This is a genomic window from Cryptosporangium aurantiacum, from assembly GCF_900143005.1.
GTDB classification, from domain to species: Bacteria; Actinomycetota; Actinomycetes; order Mycobacteriales; family Cryptosporangiaceae; genus Cryptosporangium; species Cryptosporangium aurantiacum.
The window spans coordinates 301,326-325,481 of the sequence record NZ_FRCS01000001.1; the positions used below are offsets into that span (position 1 = coordinate 301,326).

Below are 24,156 nucleotides of genomic sequence, written 5' to 3' on the forward strand. Positions count from 1 at the left end.
CCGTTCGCCGTCAGCGCGGGTGTTCGCCCGCGCGGGGAGGGGTAGATCGGTCAGCCGATGATGCGGCTGAGCAGAGTTTCCTGGACGTCGCGGAGCGGGCGGTCGGCCGTGCCCTCCCGGCGCGTCCACGCACCGTCCGGGCCGAGCTCGAACCCGGCGGCCGACGCGGCCAGCGAGGTGTCGAGCGTCGCCCGGAGCATCCGGCGCGCCTGGTCGTCGGTGACCCGCACCATCGCCTCGACACGCCGGTCGAGGTTGCGGTGCATCATGTCGGCCGAGCCGATCCAGAACTCCTCGGCCTCCGTGCCCGGAGCCCCGTTGCCGTACCGGATCACCCGGGAGTGCTCGAGGAACCGCCCGAGGATCGACCGGACCCGGATGTTCTCGGAGAGCCCGGGGACGCCCGGCCGCAGCGCGCAGATGCCGCGGATCAGCAGGTCCACCTTGACCCCGGCCCGGGAGGCCCGGTAGAGCGCGTCGATGATGCCCTCGTCGACGATCGAGTTCGCCTTGAGCTGCACCAGGCCGGGCCGGCCCGCCTTCACGTGCTCGATCTCGCGCTCGACGCGCTCGACGATGCCGCGCCGGACGCCGTACGGCGCGACCATCAGCGTCCGGTAGTCGGTTTGCCGCGAGTAGCCGGTGAGGACGTTGAACAGGTCGGTCAGGTCGCGGCCGACGTCCGGGTCCGCGGTGAACAGCCCGAGGTCCTCGTAGAGGCGCGCGGTCTTCGGGTTGTAGTTGCCGGTACCGATGTGCGCGTACCGGCGGATCCGCCCGTTCTCGTTCCGCACCACCAGCGAGGTCTTGCAGTGCGTCTTCAGGCCCACCAGGCCGTAGACGACGTGGCAGCCCGCCTTCTCCAGCGCCTTCGCCCAGGAGATGTTCGCCTGCTCGTCGAAGCGGGCCTTGATCTCGACCAGGACGACGACCTGCTTGCCCGCGCTGGCGGCGTCGATCAGCGCGTCGACGATCGGGGAGTCGCCGGACGTCCGGTAGAGCGTCTGCTTGATCGCCAGCACGTTCGGGTCGGCGGCGGCCTGCTCGATGAAGCGCTGCACGCTGGTCGCGAACGAGTGGTACGGGTGGTGCACCAGGACGTCGCCCTCGCGCAGCGTCGCGAACACGCTGCGCGGCGTCTCGCCCTCGGCGAACCGCGGGTGGGTGGCCGGGACGAACGGCTCGTACTTCAGCTCCGGCCGGTCGACGCCGGCCAGCGCGAACAGCCCGGACAGGTCGAGCAGGCCGGGCACCCGCAGGACGTCCTGCTCGGCCACGTCCAGCTCGCGGACGAGCAGCTCCAGCACGTGCTCGCTGACGTTCGAGGCCACCTCGAGCCGGACCACCGGCCCGAACCGCCGCCGGGCCAGCTCGCGCTCGAGCGCCTGCAGCAGGTCCTCGTCCCGGTCCTCCTCGACCTCCAGGTCGGCGTTGCGGGTGACCCGGAACAGGTGGTGCTCGACCACCTGCATGCCCGGGAACAGCTGCGACAGGTGGACCGCGATCAGGTCCTCGACCGGCAGGAACCCGCCCTCGACCGCGACGAAACGCGGGACGTTGTCCGGGACCTTGACCCGGGCGAACCGCTCGGAGCTCTGACCGCCCTCGGGGTCGCGGACCACCACGGCGAGGTTGAGCGAGAGGCCGCTGATGTACGGGAACGGGTGCGCCGGGTCGACCGCCAGCGGCGTGAGCACCGGGAAGATCAGCTCCCGGAAGAACCGGTGCAGGCGGTGCTGCTCGTCGTCGTTGAGCTCGGCCCAGTGCAGGATCTTGACGCCGGTGGCCTCCAGCGCGGGCTGGACGTCGTCGGAGAAGCACCGGGCGTGCCGCTCGACCAGCTCGGCCGCGCGCTGGGCGATCAGCGAGAGCTGGTCACCGGCGGAGAGGCCGTCGACCGACCGGACCGAGAGGCCGGTCGACTTGCGACGCTTCAGACCGGCGACCCGGACCATGTAGAACTCGTCGAGGTTCGACGCGAAGATCGCGAGGAACTTCGCGCGCTCCAGCAGCGGCACCTCGCGGTCCTCGGCGAGCGCGAGCACCCGGGCGTTGAAATCGAGCCAGGACAGCTCGCGGTTGAGGAACCGGCCATCGGGCAGCGGCTGGTCGACCAGCGGCACCGCGTCGTCCTCGTCCTCGGCGATCAGCTCGACCTCGGCGGCCAGCTCGGCCGCGGGCGGCACGGTGTCTGCCGGGGGCGCGGCCACGGTCTCCGGTTCGGCGGTGGCCCCGGGGGCGTCGCTGTCGGCGGGAGTCTCGACGCCCGCCGTCGTCGGGCCGCCCGCCACGGCCGCCGCGTCGGCGGCGTCGGCCGCGGTGACGGTGTCCGGAGCCGGACGGCCGGACGGGGCTCGGACCGGGGCCAGCGCGTCGGCCGGGGGCGGGGCGGACAGGGCGCCGTTGAGCGCCGCATCCGGGGCGGGTGCGGCGTCGGAGGAACGCGCGATGAACCGGCCGTTGGCATCCCGGGCCCGCCGGGGCCTCGTGGTCCGCTCGTCCGCGGCGGTGGCCGTGGTCGCACTGGTGGTCGCGGTGCTCTCGGTCGTGGCGCTCACGGTTCCATCCTTCCCGCCGTCGGGTGCGTGTTAGCTCAAAATGCCGATCCGACGTTTCGCCGGGCTTGCTCAGCCGACGCCGGGGAACGTGACGATCGTCACCAGCGTGACCTCGCCGGCCGCATCCCGTTCCAGCCTCACCCGCTGGCCGGGCCGCAGCAGGAGGAGACCACCCGCGTCGAACGCCGCGGCGCTGAACGGGACGTCGCTGCCGTCGTCGAGCAGCACGCTGCCGTCCCGGCTCTCCCGGGCGAACTGCCGCACGGTGCCTTGGACGCTCATCACGCAGATCACTCTAGTGCCGCAATTCGGCTGCCGCGAACGGGGAACCTGCCGAAGGCGCAGGTGACAACCCATCAGCACGCCGCGCGACCGGCCGGGAACGCGGAGCCGATCGGAGCGAGCAGTGCGGCGGTCCGGGGTCCGAGCCCGAGCGCCCGGGCGGCGGCGAGGTCGGCCGCGGTGTCGACGTCCCGGCGGATCGACGGGCCGACCCCGGAGCCGTCCGCGACCGCGGTGAGGTCGATCGCACCCGCGCTTGCGTGGGCGAGCGCCGACCCGGGCCCGTACGCCGGGTCCAGCGGGGTGCGCCCCGGTGCGGCGAGCAGCGTGGTGCCGGTGCCCGCGGCGTCCGGGACGAACGCGCGGACCCCTAGCCGCTCGACGGCGCGCAGGGCGGCGTCCAGATCTGCCGTTCGAAGCGCGGGAAGGTCGGCACCGAGCGCGGCCGTACCGCGGGAACCGCGGCCGTCGGACCCGCCCAGCAGGGCGGCCACCGACGCACCGTGGCGCAGCGCCGGGTTGAGCCCGCCGCCGGGCGCATCGGGAACACAGACCGCGCCGAGCGCGCTGAGCGCGGCCGCCGCGACCGGGTCGTCGGTCACGACGACGACCCGGTCGACGCGCGGCGCCGCGAGCATCGCGGCCACCGTGTCCGACGCCATCGCGAGCGCGACCTCGGCGTGCCAGTCGCCGGGCTCGTCCGGTGCCTCCAGCGCGCCGAGCGGGTCCGGACCGCTGAGGAACGCGACCGAGGCAGGCAGCGTCGCGCGCAGCCGGCTCTTCGCCTGTCCCAGCGGTTTGACCGGCGTCACGATCGCCCATCCCGTCACGCCCCCATCCTCCACTCCTTCGCCCGAGGTCGTCTTCGCAGCCTGGCTCCGACCCGCTGGTGTACGGCGTAGGGTGATGTTTTCCTGCAAGTGAATGGCTCGAAGGTCGGCGGCGTTCGGCCGGGCGCGGACGGCGAGGAGGCGGCACTGCGGTGCGCCGGGGATTCTGGCTTCGGTTCGCGGAGTTCATCCTGCGTCCGCTCCTCGCTGTTTTCACCCGGCGAACCTGGTTGGGGCACGAGAACGTCCCGGCGAGCGGGCCGGCGATCTTCGTGGCGAACCACACGTCCTGGGCCGACCCACTCGTCATCGCTCATTTCCTCTACGACCGGCCCCGCGAGATGCGGGTGCTGGTCAAGTCGGGGCTGTTCACGGTGCCGCTCGTCCGCACCGTGCTGCGGTCGTCCGGCCAGATCCCGGTCCACCGGTCGACCCGCGACGCTGGGGAAGCCCTGCGGACGGCGGCGGCCCGGATCCGGGCAGGCGAAGCACCGTTGATCTATCCGGAGGGCACCATCACCCGCGATCCCGACCTCTGGCCCATGCAGGGCAAGACCGGCGCCGCCCGCTTGTTCCTCGACACCGGTGCGCCGGTGATCCCGATCGTGCAGTGGGGCGCGCACCGCATCCACGACTACCGCACCGGGAAGATCCGGCTCCGTCCCCGGACGCCGGTGACGGTCTCGGCGGGCGCTCCCGTCGATCTCTCCGCCTACGTCGGCGCGCCGCCGACCGGCCCCGTGCTCAAGGAGATCACCGACGTGATCATGCGGCGGATGCGGGACGACCTGGCCGAGGTACGCGGCGAACCGGCGCCCACCGGTCCGCTGTACGTGCTCGCGGAGTCGCCGCGAGGGCTGGCCCAGTGAGCGGCGCCGACACCGTGCGCGCCGCGGTCCTGGGCGCCGGTTCCTGGGGAACCGCGTACGGCAAGGTGCTGGCCGACGCCGGCTGCGAGGTGATGATCTGGGCCCGCCGTCCGGAGCTGGCCGCGGCGCTGAACGAGCAGCGGGAGAACAGCGACTACCTGCCCGGCGTCCGGCTGCCGGACCGGCTCCGGGCGACCGCCGACCACAAGGAGGCGCTGTCCGGCGCCGACCTGGTCGTGCTCGCGGTGCCGTCGCAGACGATGCGGACGAACCTCGAGCAGTGGGTCGACGCGCTCGGCGACGACACCACGCTGGTCAGCCTCGCCAAGGGCGTCGAGCTGGGCACGCACAAGCGGATGACCGAGGTGATCGTCGAGGTCACCGGCGTGCCGGACAGCCGGGTGGCGGTGGTCTCCGGCCCGAACCTGGCCAAGGAGATCGCGTCCGAGCAACCGGCCGCCACGGTGGTCGCGTCGATCGATCCGGCCAGGGCGGAGCTGCTCCAGCGGGCGTCCACGACCTGGTACCTGCGTCCGTACACCAACCACGACGTGGTCGGCTGTGAGCTCGGTGGTGCGGTGAAGAACGTCATCGCGCTGGCCTGTGGGATGGCCGAGGGGATGGGGTTCGGCGACAACACGAAGGCGTCGCTGATCACCCGCGGGCTGGCGGAGACCGCGCGGCTGGGCGTCGCGCTGGGTGCCGAGCCCATGACGTTCGCCGGGCTGGCCGGCCTGGGGGACCTGGTGGCGACCTGCACGTCGCCGCTGTCCCGTAACCGGACGTTCGGCGAGCGGCTCGGTCGCGGGGAGACGATGGAGCAGGCCTACGCGCACAGCAGGCAGACCGCCGAGGGCGTGAAGTCGTGCCTGTCGATCCTCGAACTCGCCGCCGGGGTGGGGGTGGAGATGCCGATCACCGAGCAGGTGGTGCAGGTGTGCCACGAGGGCATCGCGCCCTCCGTCGCGATGAAGTACCTGATGCGCCGGGAGCCGAAGCCGGAGCGTCGGTCGTGAGCACGAGATCCACGTCGGCCGCGCACGGGGACGGGACGGTCGCGTCGCACGCGGGGGAGCGGGACGCAGTGCTCGGCGAGCCCGCTCGCCCGGGGCCGGTGCTCTCGTCGGTCTTCCACCTGCCGCCAGCCCCGGGCGGCCCCGCGCTCGACGGCTACGGCCGACCGGACAACCCGACCTACCGCGACCTGGAGCGGGCGTTCTCCGAGCTGGAGGGCGGCACGAAGGTCACGGCGTTCGCGTCAGGCATGGCTGCGATCTCCGCTGTCCTGTTCGGATTGCTGAAGGCCGGCGACACGGTCGTGATCCCGTCCGACGGCTACTACGCGACCCGTCCGCTGGCCGCCGACCGGCTCGCGGCGTTCGGCGTCACGGTCCGCACGGCGCCGACGCTCGGTCCGTACCCGGTCGAGGGCGCGACGCTGCTCCTGCTGGAGACGCCGAGCAACCCCGGGATGGACGTCTGCGACCTCCCGGCGGTGTGCGCCGCGGCCCGTGCGGCCGGTGCGCTGGTCGCGGTCGACAACACCACGGCGACGCCGCTCGGCCAGCGTCCGCTCGACCTGGGCGCCGACCTGGTCGTCGCCAGCGACACGAAGGCGCTCGCCGGCCACGGTGACCTGCTGCTCGGGCACGTGAGCACCAGGGACGACGAGCTCGCGGCGAAGGTCCGGCAGTGGCGGACCTGGACCGGTTCGATCCCCGGCCCGTTCGAGGCCTGGCTGGCGCTGCGCTCGCTGGCGACGCTCGACGTCCGGCTGGCCCGGCAGGCGGCGAACGCGCTCGCGGTGGCGGAGCTGCTGAGCGCCCGCCCCGAAGTGACCGCCGTCCGCTACCCCGGCCTGCCCGGCGATCCGGCGCACGAGGTCGCGGTGCGGCAGATGCGCCGGTTCGGCGGGGTGCTCTCGGCGGAACTGCCGGACGCGGCGTTCGTCGAGCGGATGCTGGCGGCGTCCCGGCTGGCGTCCGCGGTGACGAGCTTCGGCGACGTCCGCACCGGTATCGACCGGCGGGCGCAGTGGGGCGGCGACGACGTTCCGGACGGGTTCGTCCGGATCTCTTGTGGAATCGAAGACACCGAGGATCTGCTCGCCGACCTGAAAGCAGCACTCGACGCCGCAGTAACCGCGGGGTAGCTCCTGGTGCGGGGAGGATCGGGGGCGCAACCGAGTGGGCGGCGGCAGGTAGGGTCTGCCGGGTGACGAGCGATCCCTCCCCCGGGTCGAGAAGACTCCGCGTCGCCGTAATTTTCGGCGGACGCAGCACCGAGCACGCGATCTCCTGCGTCAGCGGCGGTGCAGTGCTGTCCGGCCTCGACCGGGACGCGTTCGACGTGATCCCGGTCGGCATCACCCCCGAGGGGCGCTGGGTGCTCGCACCCGACGACCCGGCCGCGCTGAAGGCCGTCGGCCGCGAGTTGCCGAGCATCAAGGACGGCACCGACGTGGTCCTGCCCGGCGACCCGACCCGCGGTGGTCTGGTGGTGGCCGAGCCGACCGACGGCGTCGGCGCGCTGGCGGGCGTCGACGTGGTGTTCCCGGTGCTGCACGGCCCGTACGGCGAGGACGGCACGATCCAGGGTCTGCTGGAGATGGCCGGGCTGCCCTACGTCGGTTCCGGCGTGTTCGCGTCCGCCGCCGCGATGGACAAGGAGTACACGAAGAAGCTGCTCGCGGCCGAGGGCCTGGCGGTCGGCGACTACGTGGTGCTGCGCGACGGCGGGACGCTCACCGAGGCACAGCGCGGCCGGCTCGGGCTGCCCGCGTTCGTGAAGCCGGCCCGCGCCGGGTCGAGCATCGGCATCACCCGGATCACCGACTGGTCGCAGCTCGACGAGGCGGTGGCCGCGGCGCGTCTGGTCGACCCGAAGGTGCTGGTCGAGGCCGCGGTGGTGGGCCGCGAGGTGGAGTGCGGCGTGCTGGAGGGGGAGCACGGCGGTCCGCCGGAGGCCAGCGTCCCGGCCGAGATCCGACTGATCAGCCCGGATCACGACTGGTACGACTTCGAGGCCAAGTACCTCGACGACGCCTGCGAGTTCGACGTCCCGGCGAAGCTGTCCGGCGAGATCACCGCGAACCTGCGCGAGGCGGCCTGCCGGGCGTTCGAGGCGCTCGGGTGCGCCGGCCTGGCGCGGGTCGACTTCTTCGTGACGCCGGACGGCGGTCTGATCGTCAACGAGGTCAACACGATGCCGGGCTTCACCCCGATCTCGATGTTCCCGCGGATGTGGGCGGAGACCGGGCTGCCGTTCAACGAACTGGTCGGGCGCCTGGTGCGGACCGCGGTCGCGCGTGGCTCCGGCCTGCGCTGAAACCCCGGGCGCCCGGGCCGCGTCGCGGGTCCCGGGCGCACCGACGTCGTCAGCGGGCGGGCGGCACCGACTTGAGGATCGGACCGGCGAGCGGGCGCAGCAGCGTCCCAGGGCGTCCGACGTTGTACGGAGCAGGAAGCCGCAGGTCGACCGCGACGCTCAACCCCACCGCGCGCAGGAACGACTGCTCTTTGCCCTCGGTCACCAGCCAGGTGACGCCGTCGATCTGCACGGTCTGGTCGGCGCTTCCGGCCGTGGTGGCCGGTGGACCGATGCCGCACCGGAGCACGATCGCCGGGTCGCCCCAGGCCGCGGTCCGCTCGGACGCCGTCGCCGGCGACACCGGGCGGCTGGCGTGTTCGGCCAGCGTGGTGGGCAGGTTGGCGAGCAGCGCGCGGCAGATCGTCTCGGTGTTCGGCTGGGCCTTCGAGACGTCGACCGTCACCGCGCTCGAGGCGGCGGGCTTCGGCTCGGCGTCCTCGGCGAACCCGCCGGACCACCAGAACACGCCGAGGCCCGCCACCACCGCGAGCGGTATCGCGACGAGCGTCGCGGTGACCGCCGCGCGGTAGCGGTCGGACTTCGTAACCTCTCCAGCCACGGTCAGAGGTGGACGACCGAGCAGGTCAGCGTGCGGGTGATACCGGTGACGCTCTGCACCTTGCTGACGACCAGCGAGCCGAGCTCGTCCACGGTCTCGGCCTGGGTCAGCACGATGACGTCGTACGGACCGGTGACCGCATCCACCTGGACGACGCCGGGCAGGTCGCTGACCGTAGCGGCAACATCCCGGGCCTTGCCGACCTCGGTCTGGATGAGGATGTATGCCTGTACCACGGACACGCTCCCTGTAACGCCATTCGACACCGTCCGTACCGGAACGACGGATGGTAGGACGGGTGCACGCTACCGCACCACCTGGTTGGGATATTCGGCCCAGGTCACGCCGGTGTGGTGTAGGTCGCGGCAGCTCAGAATGTGGGCAGGGGAGGAGTGGGCGGCGTGACCGTCTCGGACATCGGGGAAGCCGGTCTGCTGGAGCGGGTTTTCCCGCGGCTGCCGCAGAGCCGCGCGACTCTGCTCGGCCCCGGCGACGACGCCGCTCTGGTGGCGGTGCGCGGTGGCCGGGTGGTCGCCACTACCGACCTGCTGGTCGAGGGCAGGCACTTCCGGCTGGACTGGTCGAGCCCGCGCGACGTCGGGCGGAAGGCGGCCGCGCAGAACCTGGCCGACGTGGCGGCGATGGGCGGCGTCGGCACCGCGCTGCTGATCGGCCTGGCGCTGCCCGGTGACACCGAGGTGAGCTGGGCGGAAGCGTTCTACGACGGCCTGCGCGAGGAATGTGACCTGGTCGGGGCGGGCATCGTCGGCGGCGACGTGGTGCGCTCGGAGCACGGGATCACGATCGCGGTGACCGCGCTGGGCTCGATGCGTGGCCGCGAGCCGGTGACCCGGTCCGGCGCGAAACCGGGTGACGTCGTTGCGATCGCCGGCCGGGTGGGCTGGTCGGCGGCCGGCCTCGCGGTCCTGTCGCGTGGTTTCCGGACGCCGCGCGCGCTGGTGGACGCTCATCGGTTCCCGCAGGTGCCGTACGCGGCCGGTCCGGTCGCCGCCGATCTCGGTGCCACCGCGATGTGTGACGTGTCCGACGGGCTGGTCGCGGACCTGCGGTCGATCGCGGTCGCCAGCGGCGTCTCGATCGAGATCACGACCGACGTCCTGGAAGTCACCGCGCAGATGCGGGACGCCGCGCTCGCGCTCGGGGTCGACCCGGTCCGCTGGCTCCTGGACGGGGGCGAGGACCATGCGTTGATCGCCACGTTTCCGCCGCGCGTCGATCTTCCGGAGAAATGGCTGACGATCGGCCGCGTGGTGCGGGGCCGCGGCGTGTACGTCGACGGGCAACCCAGCGCTGACCAGGGCTTCGACCACTTCCGCTGACCCGCGTCCGACCCCTGCGTGGGCTTCGTCTCAGCCTTGGACTATGGTCGCCGATGGGTGATTTGTGCCAAATAGGCATCCTGGGAGAGGCGTGCTGATAGACGGCGTGCGTCGGATTCGGCGTTTCGTCCTTCCGGTCGGAGGCTAATCCGCCTCCAGTGAGCTGATACCTCCAGCGGGCCGACGTGTGAACGAGGGGCAGGGTGGACTGTGAAGGCGAACGAGACCGACACCGGTTCCTCCGCTAGTCCACCGCTCCTTCTCGACGGCAGGTACCAGATCGAAGACCGCCTCGGCGGTGGCGGCGCCTCGGACGTGTACCGGGCCCGTGACCTGCGGCTCGGTCGTCCGGTCGCGGTCAAGATGTTCCGTGTTCGGGCCGGAGCGCACTCCGACCGGCGGTGCGGCGACGAAGCCCGCCTGCTGGCCGCGCTCAACCACCCGGGCCTCGTGGCGGTCTACGACGCCGGTTGGCACGACGACCGTGAGTACCTGGTTTTGCAGCTGATCGAGGGACGGACGCTCGGTCGCCGGATCGCGGCAGGCGCGCTCTCGCCGAGGGACGTCGTCCGGATCGGGGCCGTGCTCGCCGACGTGCTGCACCACGTGCACGCCCGCGGCATCGTCCACCGCGACGTGAAGCCGTCGAACGTCCTCTGCGGGTCCGACGGAGCCGTGTTCCTGGCGGACTTCGGCATCTCTCATCCGGCCGGCGCCGAGGAGACCAACGGGTCCGGCGTGGTGGTCGGAACCGCTCCCTATCTGGCGCCGGAGCAGGTCCAGGGCGGTCCGGTCGGGCCGCCCTGCGACGTGTACGCGCTCGGTCTGGTGCTGCTGGAGTGCCTGACCGGCAAGCGTGAGTACCCGGGCGGGCAGCTGGAGGCCGCGATGGCCCGGTTGCACCGCGAGCCCGTCGTCCCCGACCACACGCCGGCGCCGCTCGGACGACTGATCCGCGCGATGACCGCGTTGGACCCGGCGTCCCGGCCGACCGCGCTGCAGTGCCGCAAGCTGCTGGCGGTCCACGACCCGAACCTCTCGCGTCCGACGTTCCCGGTCAGCCCGCCGGTGGAGCTGCCGGCTGCCGACGGCAACCGGTGGGACAGCTCCGATCTGCCCACGGCCGAGGTCCTGGTGGCTGCTGCTCTCGAGGACGAACAGGCTGCGGACGTCGTCCCGGAACCGGTCGGGGACGCGGACGTGGGGCTCGACGTCCTGCTCTCCGAGGCCGGTGCGGAGGAGCCCTCCGAGGAGGTCGCCGTGGAACCTTCGCCGCAGGCGGAGACCGGCCATGCTCGGCGGCGCCGGACGACCGGAGCGCACCGCCGACGCCGGGGTGCGGGCCTGGGTTCGACGTTCTGGTTGTCGCGTGGCCGGGAGAGCACACCCGAGGCCCGCGCCAGCTGAGCTGTGGCACGGTGGAAGCGTGTCAACCGCTGCCACCGAGATCGAACTTCGGCCGACGCCCTTCGACGCACCGGAAGCCGTGGCGCTGATCGCGGCTCTCCAGCAGGAGTATCAGGTCCGCTACGGCGGCCACGACGAGACGCCGGTCGACCCGGCGGAGTTCGCGCCCCCGGACGGGTGGTTCGTCGTCGCCTGGATCGGTGACACCCCGGTCGGCTGCGGCGGCTGGCGCGCGCACGCGTTACCCGGCGAGCCGGCGCCGGTGGCCGAGATCAAGCGGATGTTCGTCGCGGCGGCGGCGCGTCGCCGTGGCGTGGCCCGCTCGCTCCTGACCGAGCTGGAGCGCACCGCCGCAGCAGCCGGGTTCTCGCGGCTGATCCTGGAGGCCGGTGACCAGCAGCCCGAGGCCATCGCCCTCTACACCGGGGCGGGATTCCGCGCGGCGGAGCCGTTCGGGCTCTACGTCGACGAGGACGGATCGGTGTACTTCACGAAGGATCTGTAGACACGCCGAAAACGCGTAGCCCGCTGGGGGCTACGCGTTTTCGAAGCTGCGGGTCTCAGCCCCGGACGACCTTGCCGGCCTTGATGCAGGAGGTGCAGACCTGCTTGCGCACGGTCGTGCCGCCACCCGCCGGGACCCGGACGGTCTGGATGTTCGGGTTCCACCGGCGGTGGGTGCGCCGGTGGGAGTGCGAGACCGACATGCCGAAGCCCGGCCCCTTGCCACAGACGTCGCACACGCTCGCCACGGAAACACTCCTGCACTAGTGGGTCAAAAGCTTGGGTGGTTCAAAAGCTCGGGTGGTTCAAAAGCTTGCCCACGTTCTGAACACGTGGACGCACCCGCCCGGAGCGGGTGCACCGCAACAGCCTACCTACTGGTCCGACCGGCGCCAAACCGACGGGGTCCGCAGGGTGGCGAACGACCACGTGGCGTGATGGGCCACCATACGTGCCAGACGGGGACCGGACCGAGAGGAGTCGCGTGCTCGAGCACCTCGACGCCGGTGCGGTGCAGCGATGGTGCGCGGGCACGCTGGCCGAGCTCCGGCGGTGGCAGCGGGAGATCGACGCGCTCAACGTCTTCCCGGTCGCCGACTCCGACACCGGCACGAACCTCGTCCTCACCATGGAGGCGGCGGTCGACGCGCTGGGGTCGCAGCACGCCGGCACTGCCCGGGACGCCTGGACGCGGATGGCGCGCGGCGCGCTCCTGGGCGCTCGGGGCAACTCCGGGATGATCGTCTCCCAGCTGCTCGCCGGTGCGGCCGCCGCGCTGCCCGCCGACCGCCCGGTGCGCGGGCGCGCGCTGGCGGAGTCGCTGCGGGCGGCGGTCACGGCCGGGTACGAGGCGGTCGTGCAGCCGGTGGAGGGCACCGTGCTCTCGGTGGCAGACGCCGCGGCGCGCGGAGCGGTCGAGGCCCGCTCCGACGACCTGGCGGTGGTCAGCGCCGCCGCGCTGCGCGGCGCGCGGCTGGCGCTGGAGGCCACGCCGGCCCAGCTCGCCGCGATGGGCCTGCCCGAGGTCGTGGACGCCGGTGGGCGGGGCCTAGTCGTCGTGCTGGACGTGCTGGACGCGGTGGTGCGCGGCGCAGCGCCTGCCGAGCCGCTGACGTCAGCCGGGCCGGTCGAGGCCGCATCCGTGGTCAACGGCGTCCAGGAGGGCTGGGAGATCCAGTACCTGCTCGACGTCCCCGCCGACGCCGACCGGCGGATCGCCGCACTGCGGACGCGGCTGTCCGAGGTCGGCGACTCGGTGGTCGTCGCGTGTGCCGACGCGGGCGTCGGGCTGTGGACGATCCACGTGCACGCGCACGACATCGGGGCCGCGCTCGAAGCGGGCCTGGACGCCGGGCGCCCGCACCAGGTCGCGGTGGAGCCGTTGATCACCACCGGAGGGTTGAACGGAAACCCCCATTCCGGTCATATCTCCGGTGCATTGTCGGACGCCGCTCGGGAGCGTGCGGTGGTCGCGGTCGTGCCCGGCGCCGGGTTGGCGCAAGTCTTCGCCGCTGCGGGCGCGGAGACGGTGGAGGTCGCCCCCGGCACGTCGCCGACCGTCGACGCGCTGCTCGCGGCCGTCGAGCGGAGCGGGGCCACCGAGATCGTCCTGCTGCCGAACGACAGCGCACACGCCGCGGTGGCCGAGGCGGCGTCGGCGGCGGCCGGTGCCGACCGCACGATCTCGGTGCTGCACACCCGGTCACCTGTGCAGGGCATCGCCGCGCTCGCGGTCGCCGACCGCGAGCGCCCGTTCCGTGACGCGGTCGTCTCGATGGCCGAGGCTGCGGCGGCGACCCGGTGGGCCGAGGTGGCGGTCGCCGAGGAAGCGGCGTTCACCGTCGTCGGCCCCTGCCGCGCCGGTGACGTGCTGGGCCTGGTCGACGGCGACGTGGTGGCGATCGGCACCGACACGCTCGCGGTGACCAGGGACCTGGTGGACCGGCTGCTCAACGCCGGGGGCGAGCTGGTGACGCTGGTCCTCGGCGCGGACGCGGCCCCGGCGCTCGGCGACGCGCTCGCCGGCCACCTGCGGGCCCGCTGGCCGTTCTGCGAGACCCACGTGTTCGACGGGGGGCAGCCCCGCGCGGTGGTTCTGCTCGGCGTCGAGTGAGGGCGTGCGGCCCGGGGCGGGCTGGACTTGTCGCAGGCGCCTGGTAGGAGTTGAGCCGCCAGGGTCGATTCAGGAGCCGGAGAGGTGACATCGGTGCAGCGCCCCACCCTCGCTTCGCCGCTGCGGGACGCGGTCGGAGCCAAGACCGCGAACGCGCTGATCGAGAAGCTCGGCTTGGAGACGGTCGGCGACCTGCTGCACCACTACCCGCGCCGGTACGCCGAACGCGGTGAGGTGTCCGACCTCGGCGCGCTCGAGATCGGCGAGCACGTCACGGTGGCGGCGAAGATCGAGAAGATCACCGTGCGCCCGATGCGGCAGAAGCCGCGCAGCAAGATGCTCGAGGTCACGGTCACCGACGGCAGGCGCAACCTCCAGCTGACGTTCTTCAACCAGGCGTGGCGTGAGAAACAGCTGACGATCGGCCGCTGGGGTCTGTTCTCCGGCAAGGTCGGCCAGTTCCGCGACAAGCTGCAGCTCAACCAGCCCGACTACCAGCTGCTCGCCGAACCCGGTGAGCTGGCCGACAGCGACGGCAGCAACGCGCTCGCCGAGTTCGCGAACGCGCTGATCCCGGTCTATCCGGCCGCGGCGAACGTGCCGACCTGGGTGATCGCGCGGGCGGTCCGGGCGACGCTCGACATCGTCGCCGACGTCGATGACCCGATGCCGGAGGGCATCCGGCGGCGGCGCCACCTGATCGACCTGGCCACCGCACTGCGGGCAATCCACCAGCCCACCTCCAAGAGCGAGCTCTACCAGGCCAAACACCGGCTGAAGTGGGACGAGGCGTTCGGGCTGCAGGCGACGCTGGCCAAGCGGCGGCAGGCCGCCTCCGCGCGTCCGGCCAAGGCGCGCCCGTCCCGCCCCGGCGGGCTGCGGGAGGCGTTCGACGCGGCGCTGCCGTTCGCGCTGACCGCGGGCCAGGCCGACGTCGGGGACGAGATCGCGGCCGACCTCGCGGCCGAACACCCGATGCACCGGCTGCTCCAGGGTGAGGTCGGTTCCGGGAAGACGGTCGTCGCCGTGCGGGCGATGCTGCAGGTCGTCGACGCCGGCGGGCAGGCCGCGCTGCTCGCGCCCACCGAGGTGCTCGCCGCCCAGCACGCCCGGTCGATCCGCGCGATGCTCGGCCCGATGGCCAGGGCCGGTGAGCTCGACGCCGCGGAGACGTCCACCCGGGTCGCGCTGCTCACCGGTTCGCTGCCCGCCGCGGCTCGCCGGGCGGCGCTGGCCGAAGCCGCCGACGGAGCCGCGGGCATCGTCGTCGGCACCCATGCGCTGCTGTCCGAGGGTGTCGAGTTCGCCGACCTCGGGCTCGTCGTGATCGACGAGCAGCACCGGTTCGGTGTCGAACAACGCGACGCGCTGCGGTCGAAGGCCGGCCGGACGCCACCGCACGTGCTGGTGATGACCGCCACCCCGATCCCGCGCACGGTCGCGATGACCGTGTTCGGTGACCTCGAGACGTCCGCGCTCACCCAGCTGCCCAGCGGCCGCTCGCCGATCGCCACGTCGGTGGTCCCGGTCGCGGAGAAGCCCGCCTGGCTGGCGCGGGCCTGGCAGCGGGTCACCGAGGAGGTGGCCGCCGGTCACCAGGCCTACGTCGTCTGCCCGCGGATCGGGGAGTCGCTGGCCGGTGACGAGGAGGAGGAACCGGACGGCGCCGACGACCCGAACCTCGAGCCGCCGCCCGAGGACGACGCGGCGGCGAAGCGTCCGCCGCTGGCGGTACTCGACGTGGCGCCCAAGCTCGCCGAGGGGCCGCTGTCCGAGCTCCGGATCGGCGTGTTGCACGGCAAGCTGCCTCCGGACGAGAAGGACGCGGTGATGGCCGACTTCGCCGGTCGCCGCCTCGACGTCCTGGTGGCGACCACCGTGATCGAGGTCGGCGTCGACGTGCCGAACTCCACCGCGATGGTGATCATGGACGCCGACCGGTTCGGCGTCAGCCAGCTCCACCAGCTCCGCGGCCGGGTCGGCCGGGGGAGCGCGGCCGGGTTGTGCCTGCTGGTCACCGACGCACCCGCCGGGACGAAGGCCCGCGAGCGCCTGGACGCGGTCGCGAGCACCACCGACGGCTTCGAGCTGGCCCAGCTCGACCTCGAACAGCGTCGGGAGGGTGACGTGCTCGGCGTGGCGCAGTCCGGCAGGCGCTCCCGGCTGAAGCTGCTCTCGCTGCTGCACGACGAAGAGCTGATCCGTGATGCCCGCACCGAGGCGAGCACACTGGTGGCCGAGGACCCCGAGCTGAACGCGTACCCGGGGCTCGCCGCGGCCGTGAACGCGCTGGTCGACGACGACGCCGCCGACTACCTGGAGAAGACGTGACGCGAATCATCGCGGGCGCCGCCGCCGTGCTGACGGTTGCGGGCGCCGTATGACGCGGATCGTCGCCGGTGTGGCCGGCGGCAGGCGGATCGACGTGCCGCCGGGCCGCGGCACCCGCCCGACGTCCGACCGGGCGCGCGAGGCGATGTTCAGCGCGGTCCAGGCGGTGCTCGACCTCGAGGGCGCCTCAGTGCTCGACCTGTACGCGGGCTCCGGGGCGGTCGGGTTCGAAGCGCTGTCCCGCGGCGCCGCGCACGCCCTGCTCGCCGAGTCCGACCCGAAGGCGGTGCGGACGCTCCGCGCGAACGCCGCGGCGCTGAAGCTGCCCGGTGCGGAGATCTGGTCCGGGCCGGTCGAGCGCCTCGCCGCCTCGCCCGCTTCCCGCCCGTACGACCTGGTTTTCGCCGATCCGCCCTACGCGCTGACCGCGGACGCGCTGGCGACGGTGCTCGTCGACCTCGATTCCTCTGGTTGGCTCGGTTCAGAGGCCCTCGTCGTGGTCGAGCGAGCGACCAGGGACGAGCCGTGGATGTGGCCGAAGCCACTGGTCGCGGTACGTGAGCGCCGTTACGGCGAAGGGACCCTTTGGTACGGTCGCCGTTCGTGAGACGCGCTGTGTGTCCCGGATCTTTTGACCCCGTGACGAACGGTCACCTCGACATCATCGGGCGGGCGAGCCGCCTGTATGACGAGGTGGTGGCGGCGGTCCTGATCAATCCCCGCAAAGCCGGTCTGTTTACCGTGGAAGAGCGCATCGAGTTGCTGACCGAGGTGACCGCCTCGTACGGCAACGTCCGCGTCGACACGTTCACCGGGCTGCTCGTCGACTACTGCAAGGCCAACGACATCCCGGTCGTCGTGAAGGGCCTCCGCGCGGTCAGCGACTTCGACTACGAGCTCCAGCAGGCCCAGATGAACCACGGCCTGGCCGGTGTCGAGACGCTGTTCATGGCGACGAACCCGCTGTTCTCGTTCCTCTCGTCCAGCCTGATCAAAGAGGTCGCCAAGTACGGTGGCGACGTGTCCGCGCACGTGCCGGAGGCAGTGCGACGTCGTCTGGTCGAGCGGCTGTCTACTCAGTCGTAAGTCCTGCAATCACCTCCGAGGTCGCCCGAGGTGGCCGGAGAAGGCAGGATGACGCCGCGGGCAGATGTCGATGCCTGGTCTCCCGCGTACGTCCGTGCCGGGCAGCAGACCTGACCGTCGGAGCTATCAGACCGGAGCAGTGCCGTGGATCCTCTCGACCGAATCGACGAGATCAGCGCGTTCGTGGAGTCGGCGCGCTCGATGCCGATGTCGTCGAACGCGATCGTGAACCGTAACGAGCTGCTCGCGATGCTCGACGAGTTGCGGGCCGACCTGCCCACCGAGATCCGCCGTGCGCAGGCGCTGCTCGACGAGCGGGACAAGGTGATCGCGGCCGGCCAGCGGGAGGCCGACCGGATCATCGGCGAGGGTGAGGTCGAGCACTCCCGGCTGGTGTCGGTGGCGGAGGTCACGGTCTCGGCCGAACACGAGGCCGCGCGGATCGTCGGAGAGGCGCGGGCCGAGGCTCAGCGCCTGCGTGACGAGGTGGAGGAGTACGTCGACACGACGCTCGCCAACTTCGAGCAGATGCTGAACCGGACGCTGGCCACGGTCGAGCGAGGCCGCGACAAGATGCGCGCGCTCTCCGAGATCGGCGGCTTCGACGCCGCCCCCGAAGAACGCCCGTTGCCGTTCTGAGGGCGGGCTCCACGTCAGAACGAAGGCAGTACGCTTGTACTTCGGTCCGGGTCCGGGCCGAATCGACTATGGCCGTCGTGCTCAGGTAGAGTTTCCCGACGGCCTCACCAGCGCCGAGAGATCATCATGCCCGAGAACAGGAAGACGCAGGAGCGCCTCGACCCCCGGAACCCCCTCGTGTTCGATGCACGCGAGGTCGGTCGCCGTCCAGGGTCGATGAAGCGCCTACGCCGCCCCGTCCCCGTGCCGGAGGACCTCGCGCTGGAACTGGTCCGGGTCCCGGCAGGGGCCACGCTCGACCTCGACGTCCGGCTCGAGTCGGTGCTGGAAGGCGTTCTCGTCTCCACCACCGTCACGGTGCCGGTCGAGGGTGAGTGCGGTCGCTGCCTCGAACCGTTCCAGGACAGCGTCGCCGTGGACATCCAGGAGCTGTACGCCTACCCGGACAGCCAGACGGACGACACGACCGACGCGTACGAGGTCGGCCGGTTGCAGGGAGATTTTCTCGACCTGGAGCCGGCGCTGCGGGACGCGGTGGTGCTCGCACTGCCGACCAACCCGCTGTGCCGCGACGACTGTCCCGGGATGTGCCCCGACTGCGGGGTGCACTGGGACGATCTGCCGCCCGAGCACTCGCACGACGTAGCCGACCCCCGGTGGGCCGCACTGCAGTCGCTGCGAGAGCCGACGGCGGAGTCGACGGACGCCAACGGCGCCCACCGCGGCAGCCAGCCGAACTGAACGACCGTCGGCCCCGTTCGGGGCTGCACGACCATAGAAATCAGGAGCTAGAGCCGTGGCCGTACCGAAGCGGAAGATGTCGCGCAGCAACACCCGCTCGCGCCGCGCCCAGTGGAAGACCACCGTGGTGAACACGCAGCCGTGTGACCGTTGCCGGTCGCCGAAGCTGCCGCACACGGCGTGCTCGAACTGCGGCACCTACAACGGCCGTCAGGTCGTCGCGGTCTGAGCCCGAGGAGACCTCGGCCCGGTGATCCGGCGCGCGACCACGCCACGGCGTCCAGCAACGCCACGGTGATGGTCGCGCGTTCGGTTCGGGTCGCGTTGGACCTGCTCGGTGGCGACCGCGCGCCGGACGTGGTCGTCGACGGGGCGCTCGCCGCCCTCGCTGAGGACCCGCACCTGCACCTGGTCCTCGCCGGCCCGTCCGACCTGCGACCACGCTGGGACGCGGTCGCCGACCGGATCACGCTGCTCCCCACCGACGAGGGCGTCGGGATGGCGGACGCGCCGGTCCGGGCGGTCCGTGGCCGCCGGACCTCGGTGCGGCTGGCCGTCGAAGCGGTCCGAAACGGCGCCGCGGATGCCGTCGTCAGCGTCGGTCCGACCGGCGCCGCCGTTGCCGCCGCGGTCACCGAACTGGGCAAGCTCCCCGGCTACCGCCGTCCGGTACTCGCGGCGCTGCTGCCCGCCGCCGCGCACCCGGTGGTGCTGGTGGACGTCGGTGCGCACGCCGGGGCCTCCGACGCCGATCTGGTCCGGCACGGACGCCTGGGCTCGGCGTACGCGCGAGCCGTCCTCGGCCTCGACCTGCCCCGCGTGGGTCTGCTGTCGGTCGGCACCGAACCGGGCAAGGGCGACCCGCTCCGCAAGAAGGCCGATCGTGGGCTGGCCGGGAGCGGACTGCACTACATCGGTCTCGTCGAGGGGTACGACGTCCCGCTCGGCGGTCGCGCCGACGTGGTGGTCACCGACGGGTTCACCGGCAACGTGGTGCTGAAGACGCTGGAGGGCTCGTTGGCGCTCGCGGCGTCCAACGGCACGGCGTCCAACGGCACGGCGTCCAACGGCACGGCGTCCAACGGCACGGCGGAGGCCACCGGGCCGGGCTCGCGCCGGGCTGCCACGCTGCTCGGCGTCGCCGGAACCGTCGTCATCGGCCACGGCGCTGCCGGACCCGCGGACGTGGCCGACTGCGTCGCGCTGGCAGCATCAGCGGTCCGCGACAACTACCTGCTCCACCTCCGTGCGGCCCTGGACAACCCCCAACCACCGTCCGAGACCGCACCACCGCACGCCGGTCCGGACGAGCAGCACCGGTCGGCAGTCCGACCGCAGACCCGCCCGCAGGCACGGATGACCGCCGCACCGGCGGCGACCTGAGAGAAGGCACGGCGATGAGGGAGCGACCCCCCGCAGCGCTGCTGGAGGAAGCGATCGGCGTCGATCTGGGCGCGGATCTGCTCGAACGCGCGCTGACGCACCGGTCGTACGCGTACGAGAACGGCGGGCTGCCGACGAACGAGCGGCTGGAGTTCCTCGGGGACGCCGTCCTCGGCCTGGTCATCACGTCGTCGCTGTACCTGAGTTACCCCGATCTGCCCGAGGGCCAGCTGGCCAAGCTCCGCGCGTCGGTGGTGAACATGCGCGCGCTGGCCGGTGTGGCGCGCGACCTCGGCCCCGGCGGTCTCGGTGCCCACCTGCTGCTCGGTAAGGGCGAGGAGGCGACCGGAGGCCGCAACAAGGCCAGCATCCTCGCCGACACGCTCGAGGCGCTGCTCGGTTCGGTCTACCTGGAGCACGGTCTGGAGACCGCGTCCAAGGTCATCCACCGGCTGTTCGACGATCTGATGGCGGACGTCGCCCAGCGCGGCGCCGGTCTGGACTGGAAGACCAGCCTCCAGGAGCTGACCGCGAGCAACGCGTTCGGTGTGCCCGAGTACCGGGTCACCGAGGCCGGCCCCGACCACGCCAAGACGTTCACGGCCACCGCGGTCGTCGGTGGCGAGGAGCTGGGCAGCGGCGAGGGCCGCAGCAAGAAGGAAGCCGAGCAGAAGGCGGCCGAGCTCGCCTGGCGCACGCTGCGGAACCGCATCGACTCGCGCGCCGGTACGACGCCGGGCGTCGCGCCTGCGGAGAGCGCGGTCACGCCGTCAGTGGCCGACGGCGAGCCGGACCCCGGCGACGGCCCCACCGCTCCCGACACCGACACCGCCGGCTGACCGGATGCCCGAACTTCCCGAGGTCGAGGTCGTCCGCCGTGGCCTCGACCGCTGGATCCTCGGTCGCCCGATCGAAGCCGTCGAGGTCTACAACCCGCGGGCGATCCGCAGGCACACGGCCGGTCCGCTGCACTTCGCCGAGGTCCTGATCGGTCGGACGCTGCTCGCCGCCCACCGGCGCGGCAAGTACCTCTGGCTGCCGACCGACGGTGGTGACGCCCTGGTGGGCCATCTCGGGATGAGCGGCCAGCTGCTGGTGCAGCCGCCGGACGCGCCGGACGAGACCCATCTGCGGGTCCGGATCCGGTTCGCGTCGGACGAGAGCGAGCTGCGCTTCGTCGACCAGCGGACGTTCGGCGGGCTGTCGGTGGAGCCGTTGCCCGCGCCGGGCGCCGATCGGGAGAACGTCCCGCCGAGCATCGGGCACATCGCGAGGGACCCGCTCGACCCGAACTTCGACCCGGACGCGTTCGCGACCGCCCTGCGGCGTAAGCGCACCGGCGTCAAACGGGCGTTGTTGGACCAGACGTTGATCTCCGGCGTCGGGAACATCTACGCGGACGAGGCGCTCTGGCGTGCGCAGCTGCACTACGCCCGGCCCACCGAGGCGCTGACCGGGCCGCAGATCCGCCGCCTGCTCGACGGTGTCCGCGCCGTGATGGAGGAGGCACTGGAGCAGGGCGGAACGTCGTTCGACGCGCTCTACGTCAACGTGAACGGGGAGAGCGGGTACTTCGAGCGGGCCCTGGCCGCCTACGGGCGCGCCGACCAGGCGTGTCCCCGCTGCGGGACGCCGATCCGTCGCGACGCGTTCATGAATCGGTCGTCGTACAGCTGCCCGAAATGCCAGCCGAGGCCTCGCCGGGCGCGCTGGTAACGCGGGGTTAATGCCCCGTTTTGTGGTTACATCACATCCTGATGCCAACTCGCACGGGGGGCGCGGGATGAGCACGATCCTGGTCGCGGACGACGACCGCGACATCCTCGATCTGGTGGCGTTCAAGCTCAGCGCCGCCGGACACGAGCTGATCACCGCCACCGACGGGGCGTCGGCGCTCACCGAGGCGCGTCGCGCGGTGCCGGACATCGTCGTGCTGGACGTCGCGATGCCGGGCATGTCGGGACTGGACGTCTGCCGCGAGCTGCGGGCCGACGCGATCACCACCGCGATCCCGGTCATCCTGCTGACCGCCCGCGGGCAGGAATCCGACGTCGAGGCCGGCTTCAACGTCGGCGCCGACGACTACATCGTCAAACCGTTCAGCCCCCGAGAACTCCAAAGCCGCGTAACCGCCCTACTAAGCCGGGCGCGAACCTGACCGTGGTCCCCGCAGGGGGCCGCCCACTACTCGGCGCCGAACATTTGGGTCCAGTAGGGGGTTCCGGCGGGGTTGGTCGCTACGCCGACGCCGATCGCCTTCGACCCGCAGTTGAGGATGTTCACGCGGTGGCCCTCGCTGTTCATCCACGCGTCCATCACCGCGTCGGCGTCCCGCTGGCCCAGCGCGATGTTCTCGCCGGTCGGCACCTCGTAGCCGGCTTCCTTGGCCCGGTCCCACGGCGAGACGCCGTCCGGCGTCATGTGCGAGAAGTAGTCGCGGGCAACCATGTCCTCGCTGTGCTCCAGCGCGGCCGCCGCCAGGCGGGCGTCGGCGTGCACCGGCTCGCACCCGGCCTGGGCGCGGGCGACGTTGACCAGCTCGATCACCCGGTCGCTCTCGCTCGCTGGGCCGGCCAGCGCGGTGGAGGGCTCGTCCGGGCTCGCCTCGGACGCGGGCGCCGACGATCCGGCGCTGCTCGGCGACGCCGCAGCAGTCGCCGACGGCGTGGGGGAGCCGGACGTCTTCGGAGCCGCCGCCTCCGGGCGGCGTGCCCGGCTCGCGGTGTCGTCCTCGGAGGTCGACGGGTCAGTGCTGGCCGCGTCGACGGGCTCGCTCGCCGGTGCGTCCACCGAGACCGGGGCGCCACTGGCGGTTTCCAACGTGTCAGCACCGGCGCGCCCGAGGTACCACGGGATCCACGCGCCGACGACGATCGCGGCCAGCACGACGAGCGCCAGGACGCTGCGGGTGCTGAAGCCGGCGCGGTCGCGCGCTGCGCCGCGTCCCCCGGCGGAACGCCAGGGGGTGGGGCCGACCTTGTCGGCCCGCCGGTGGCGGGGTCGGTAACTGCTCCGTTGGTGCTCCATCGGCGGCGAGCCTAGGAACGGCTGCTGGCGACGCACCAGGCCCACGTCGCAACCACAAGGTCGGTTTAATGCGCGGTTAGAGTTGGCCTCCGTGAGCACTCCCGCAGACCCGGGTCGAACCACCGATGGTGGTGTACCGGGTCAAGCGCCTCGTCACCCCGGAGACGAGCCGGACGGGCAGCCGGTTCGACTGACCGCGTGGGTTCGTGGCCGGGTGCAGGGAGTCGGCTTCCGATGGTGGACGCGGAGCCGCGCGCTGGAGCTCGGACTCGTCGGTTGGGCCCGAAACGCGGCCGACGGACGGGTCGAAGTTGTCGCCGAGGGGCCCCGAACCGACTGCGAGGCGCTCCTGGAACTCCTTCGCGGCGGCGCAACGCCGGGTCGCGTGGATCTTGTTGTCGAGCGATTCACTCCACCTAAGGGTGGACTGTCGGGTTTTTTCGAGCGCTGACACGGGTATGGCCGAATGTGGCGGAGGCCATCCCCACGCCTGGCGTGACCTAGGACGCGCGACCCCGTAAGCTGTTTGCGGACCATTTCAGTGGACTGCGTGATCAGGGGTTGACCGCCGCCCTACACGTACCGGCCCGGGATCGCCCACAGGGTCGGTGCCTCTGCGCGTCCACGGGTCACCATAAACACGGCGTTCGAACGCCCATACGAGGAGACACCATGGCGAAGGCCCTCTTCGGCCATATCGGCAATGTTGCCGACGGCCGACTGCGCGACGAGGTAGTGCGGCTGCGCGGGACGGTACGGACGTTGGAGTTCGAGGTGGCTCGACTCCGCGCCGAGAACGACCGGCTCGCTGCCGAGCTTTCCGACCGCGATTCGGAGCTGAGCCGGGTGGCTGAGCTGGAGCACCAGCCCGTCTGACCCCGACCGATCCGGGTGGCGTACGGCGACCGACCGCCCGGAGAAACGGTCAGCGAGGGCTGCGCTGGTCTTCAGCCCGACCGATCCGGCACAGGTAGTTGGGCACCGCGTAGGGCCGCCGCACCGGCCCGCCCCGACACGAACCCGTCTGCGCAGATTGCCGCTGGTGGGGAAGGTATGGTCAGCAAAAGCCTTCCCCCACCCGCGCCTCAACGCTGAGCACCGGCCGCGCGGAGAACCCC

The 24,156-nt window shown here is 72.2% G+C and carries 27 protein-coding genes; 20 read left to right on the forward strand and 7 right to left on the reverse strand.

Features of this window, described 5'->3' with window-relative positions; genetic code table 11:
* Window positions 1-50 precede the first annotated feature (50 nt).
* The 3 genes from BUB75_RS01250 to cofC form a co-directional block, all read right to left on the reverse strand.
* Window positions 51-2,396: an RNA degradosome polyphosphate kinase gene (locus BUB75_RS01250; RefSeq protein WP_073252561.1), complete on the reverse strand. Its 2,346-nt coding sequence runs from the start codon at window positions 2,394-2,396 to the stop codon at window positions 51-53.
* A gap of 231 nt (window positions 2,397-2,627) precedes the next feature.
* Window positions 2,628-2,840 carry a hypothetical protein gene (locus BUB75_RS46940; RefSeq protein WP_073252563.1) on the reverse strand — a complete coding sequence of 71 codons (213 nt, stop codon included), beginning with the start codon at window positions 2,838-2,840 and terminating at the stop codon, window positions 2,628-2,630.
* Window positions 2,841-2,914: 74 nt separating this feature from the next.
* Window positions 2,915-3,670, reverse strand: a complete 756-nt coding sequence (gene cofC / locus BUB75_RS01260; RefSeq protein WP_073250596.1) for a 2-phospho-L-lactate guanylyltransferase — start codon at window positions 3,668-3,670, stop codon at window positions 2,915-2,917.
* 152 nt (window positions 3,671-3,822) lie between these two features.
* Here cofC and BUB75_RS01265 point away from each other — a divergent pair, with 152 nt between their 5' ends.
* The 4 genes from BUB75_RS01265 to BUB75_RS01280 all read left to right on the forward strand — a co-directional run bounded on the left by BUB75_RS01265 (window position 3,823) and on the right by BUB75_RS01280 (window position 7,866).
* A complete protein-coding gene (locus BUB75_RS01265) occupies window positions 3,823-4,539 on the forward strand; it encodes a lysophospholipid acyltransferase family protein (RefSeq protein WP_073250598.1) in 717 nt (238 codons plus the stop codon).
* Window positions 4,536-5,555 (forward strand): NAD(P)H-dependent glycerol-3-phosphate dehydrogenase, encoded by a 1,020-nt coding sequence (locus tag BUB75_RS01270; protein ID WP_073250600.1) that lies wholly within the window; start codon window positions 4,536-4,538, stop codon window positions 5,553-5,555. Before BUB75_RS01265 ends, BUB75_RS01270 begins: the two co-directional genes overlap by 4 nt.
* The gene (locus BUB75_RS01275; protein ID WP_073250602.1) at window positions 5,552-6,691 is read left to right on the forward strand and encodes a cystathionine gamma-lyase; all 1,140 of its coding nucleotides are present in this window, start codon (window positions 5,552-5,554) and stop codon (window positions 6,689-6,691) included. The genes BUB75_RS01270 and BUB75_RS01275 overlap by 4 nt, the downstream gene beginning before the upstream one ends.
* Window positions 6,692-6,753: 62 nt before the next feature.
* Window positions 6,754-7,866, forward strand: a complete 1,113-nt coding sequence (locus BUB75_RS01280) for a D-alanine--D-alanine ligase family protein (protein ID WP_073250604.1) — start codon at window positions 6,754-6,756, stop codon at window positions 7,864-7,866.
* A gap of 49 nt (window positions 7,867-7,915) precedes the next feature.
* Here the strand turns inward: BUB75_RS01280 and BUB75_RS01285 are convergent, their stop codons facing one another.
* Together BUB75_RS01285 and BUB75_RS01290 are read right to left on the reverse strand one after the other, a co-directional pair.
* A complete protein-coding gene (locus BUB75_RS01285) occupies window positions 7,916-8,467 on the reverse strand; it encodes a DUF3515 family protein (RefSeq protein ID WP_073250606.1) in 552 nt (183 codons plus the stop codon).
* A 2-nt stretch (window positions 8,468-8,469) separates the two neighbouring features.
* On the reverse strand, window positions 8,470-8,703 hold the full coding sequence (locus tag BUB75_RS01290; protein ID WP_035868703.1) for an Lrp/AsnC family transcriptional regulator: 234 nt from the start codon (window positions 8,701-8,703) through the stop codon (window positions 8,470-8,472).
* Between the two features lie 165 nt (window positions 8,704-8,868).
* Between BUB75_RS01290 and BUB75_RS01295 the strand changes: the two genes are divergently transcribed.
* The 3 genes from BUB75_RS01295 (at window position 8,869) to BUB75_RS01305 (ending at window position 11,719) form a co-directional block, all read left to right on the forward strand.
* Window positions 8,869-9,807 (forward strand): thiamine-phosphate kinase, encoded by a 939-nt coding sequence (locus tag BUB75_RS01295; RefSeq protein ID WP_218617220.1) that lies wholly within the window; start codon window positions 8,869-8,871, stop codon window positions 9,805-9,807.
* Between the two features lie 210 nt (window positions 9,808-10,017).
* A complete protein-coding gene (locus tag BUB75_RS01300; RefSeq protein WP_073250609.1) occupies window positions 10,018-11,214 on the forward strand; it encodes a serine/threonine-protein kinase in 1,197 nt (398 codons plus the stop codon).
* Window positions 11,215-11,233: 19 nt separating this feature from the next.
* Window positions 11,234-11,719 carry a GNAT family N-acetyltransferase gene (locus BUB75_RS01305; protein ID WP_218617221.1) on the forward strand — a complete coding sequence of 162 codons (486 nt, stop codon included), beginning with the start codon at window positions 11,234-11,236 and terminating at the stop codon, window positions 11,717-11,719.
* A gap of 55 nt (window positions 11,720-11,774) precedes the next feature.
* On the opposite strand, the gene rpmB is transcribed toward BUB75_RS01305, so the two are convergent.
* Entirely contained in the window at window positions 11,775-11,966 is a 192-nt protein-coding gene (gene rpmB, locus BUB75_RS01310) for a 50S ribosomal protein L28 (RefSeq protein WP_035857150.1), read from the reverse strand.
* A gap of 236 nt (window positions 11,967-12,202) precedes the next feature.
* Between rpmB and BUB75_RS01315 the strand changes: the two genes are divergently transcribed.
* The 11 genes from BUB75_RS01315 (at window position 12,203) to BUB75_RS01365 (ending at window position 22,169) form a co-directional block, all read left to right on the forward strand.
* On the forward strand, window positions 12,203-13,831 hold the full coding sequence (locus BUB75_RS01315) for a DAK2 domain-containing protein (RefSeq protein WP_073250610.1): 1,629 nt from the start codon (window positions 12,203-12,205) through the stop codon (window positions 13,829-13,831).
* Window positions 13,832-13,915: 84 nt separating this feature from the next.
* Window positions 13,916-16,162: an ATP-dependent DNA helicase RecG gene (recG, locus tag BUB75_RS01320; protein ID WP_073250611.1), complete on the forward strand. Its 2,247-nt coding sequence runs from the start codon at window positions 13,916-13,918 to the stop codon at window positions 16,160-16,162.
* Window positions 16,163-16,211: 49 nt separating this feature from the next.
* Window positions 16,212-16,769, forward strand: coding sequence for a 16S rRNA (guanine(966)-N(2))-methyltransferase RsmD (rsmD, locus tag BUB75_RS01325; RefSeq protein WP_073250612.1), 558 nt, complete (start codon window positions 16,212-16,214; stop codon window positions 16,767-16,769).
* Window positions 16,766-17,248, forward strand: coding sequence for a pantetheine-phosphate adenylyltransferase (gene coaD, locus BUB75_RS01330; RefSeq protein ID WP_073250613.1), 483 nt, complete (start codon window positions 16,766-16,768; stop codon window positions 17,246-17,248). Before rsmD ends, coaD begins: the two co-directional genes overlap by 4 nt.
* 144 nt (window positions 17,249-17,392) lie before the next feature.
* Entirely contained in the window at window positions 17,393-17,887 is a 495-nt protein-coding gene (locus BUB75_RS01335) for a hypothetical protein (RefSeq protein WP_073250614.1), read from the forward strand.
* 126 nt (window positions 17,888-18,013) lie between these two features.
* Window positions 18,014-18,628, forward strand: a complete 615-nt coding sequence (locus BUB75_RS01340) for a YceD family protein (RefSeq protein ID WP_084740117.1) — start codon at window positions 18,014-18,016, stop codon at window positions 18,626-18,628.
* A 55-nt stretch (window positions 18,629-18,683) separates the two neighbouring features.
* A complete protein-coding gene (gene rpmF, locus BUB75_RS01345; protein WP_073250615.1) occupies window positions 18,684-18,857 on the forward strand; it encodes a 50S ribosomal protein L32 in 174 nt (57 codons plus the stop codon).
* A 68-nt stretch (window positions 18,858-18,925) separates the two neighbouring features.
* Window positions 18,926-20,011, forward strand: coding sequence for a hypothetical protein (locus BUB75_RS01350; RefSeq protein ID WP_073250616.1), 1,086 nt, complete (start codon window positions 18,926-18,928; stop codon window positions 20,009-20,011).
* 14 nt (window positions 20,012-20,025) lie between these two features.
* Window positions 20,026-20,850 carry a ribonuclease III gene (gene rnc / locus BUB75_RS01355; protein ID WP_073250617.1) on the forward strand — a complete coding sequence of 275 codons (825 nt, stop codon included), beginning with the start codon at window positions 20,026-20,028 and terminating at the stop codon, window positions 20,848-20,850.
* Window positions 20,851-20,854: 4 nt separating this feature from the next.
* Window positions 20,855-21,727 (forward strand): bifunctional DNA-formamidopyrimidine glycosylase/DNA-(apurinic or apyrimidinic site) lyase, encoded by an 873-nt coding sequence (mutM, locus tag BUB75_RS01360; protein WP_073250618.1) that lies wholly within the window; start codon window positions 20,855-20,857, stop codon window positions 21,725-21,727.
* A gap of 67 nt (window positions 21,728-21,794) precedes the next feature.
* Window positions 21,795-22,169, forward strand: coding sequence for a response regulator transcription factor (locus BUB75_RS01365; RefSeq protein ID WP_073250619.1), 375 nt, complete (start codon window positions 21,795-21,797; stop codon window positions 22,167-22,169).
* A gap of 26 nt (window positions 22,170-22,195) precedes the next feature.
* Here BUB75_RS01365 and BUB75_RS01370 read toward each other — a convergent pair whose 3' ends face one another.
* Window positions 22,196-23,038, reverse strand: a complete 843-nt coding sequence (locus BUB75_RS01370; RefSeq protein WP_143174979.1) for a CAP domain-containing protein — start codon at window positions 23,036-23,038, stop codon at window positions 22,196-22,198.
* A 190-nt stretch (window positions 23,039-23,228) separates the two neighbouring features.
* Between BUB75_RS01370 and BUB75_RS48380 the strand changes: the two genes are divergently transcribed.
* Window positions 23,229-23,489 carry an acylphosphatase gene (locus BUB75_RS48380; RefSeq protein WP_073252569.1) on the forward strand — a complete coding sequence of 87 codons (261 nt, stop codon included), beginning with the start codon at window positions 23,229-23,231 and terminating at the stop codon, window positions 23,487-23,489.
* A gap of 221 nt (window positions 23,490-23,710) precedes the next feature.
* Window positions 23,711-23,914, forward strand: a complete 204-nt coding sequence (locus BUB75_RS01380) for a hypothetical protein (RefSeq protein ID WP_073250621.1) — start codon at window positions 23,711-23,713, stop codon at window positions 23,912-23,914.
* Window positions 23,915-24,156 lie beyond the last annotated feature (242 nt).